The organism is Sphingobacterium bovisgrunnientis (genome assembly GCF_009829085.1).
GTDB classification, from domain to species: Bacteria; Bacteroidota; Bacteroidia; order Sphingobacteriales; family Sphingobacteriaceae; genus Sphingobacterium; species Sphingobacterium bovisgrunnientis.
Genome location: NZ_WUQY01000111.1, coordinates 1 through 600, shown reverse-complemented (window position 1 = coordinate 600; position 600 = coordinate 1). Strand labels below are relative to the sequence as shown.

The following is a 600-nucleotide window of genomic DNA, read 5'->3' as shown; positions in this document are numbered from 1 at the left end:
ATAAAATCGTTTTTATTTTTGATATCCATAACACCAGGAGTGTTACAGGCCTTGATAATATTTGAGCGATTAAACTCTGGTATGGAGATACTTTCCTTCGTAAGTTTTTTCTCCTGTGAGGGAGACGAAGTAGTATACTCTTTGACAGATAGTTTATGAAGCTTTAATGCTTCTTGTTCAATATTGGCGTTAGAGCTTTCAGATTTATTGGCACTAGGGCCTTCAGATAATACAGCCTTGTTGGCTTTCTTAGATATTGGCTTAGCAACAGTTATCTCCATCATCGCTATCTTGGATTCTATTGCAGCAACTTTCACACTCATCTCGAATTTCAATGTTTCGAGTTCCCTCTTGATTTGCTCCATTCCTGGTTAAAAAATCTGGAATAAAATTGTCTTTCTCTTTAATATGGACAATATCAAAGTTAAATGGCGCAAACCACATTTGCATTCTAATAAGTGGCCTTTCAACTGCACTGGTTCCAAGTTTATTAGTTAACAATGGTTTTACCTGAATATTATCCGTTCTAATAAGAAACTTTTTAGGTAACAAATAAGGTTCAAATTTTGCTACTCCTTTTTTAACAGCTAAACATTCTTT

Annotated in this window: 2 protein-coding genes; both read right to left on the bottom strand. The window is 34.5% G+C overall.

Annotated elements, in window-relative coordinates:
- Positions 1-284 (bottom strand): hypothetical protein (locus tag GOQ16_RS18475; RefSeq protein ID WP_160070432.1); only part of this gene is annotated, 284 nt, incomplete at its 3' end.
- Positions 262-600 (bottom strand): ribonuclease H family protein (locus tag GOQ16_RS18470; protein WP_160070431.1); only part of this gene is annotated, 339 nt, incomplete at its 5' end. The genes GOQ16_RS18475 and GOQ16_RS18470, both read right to left, overlap by 23 nt.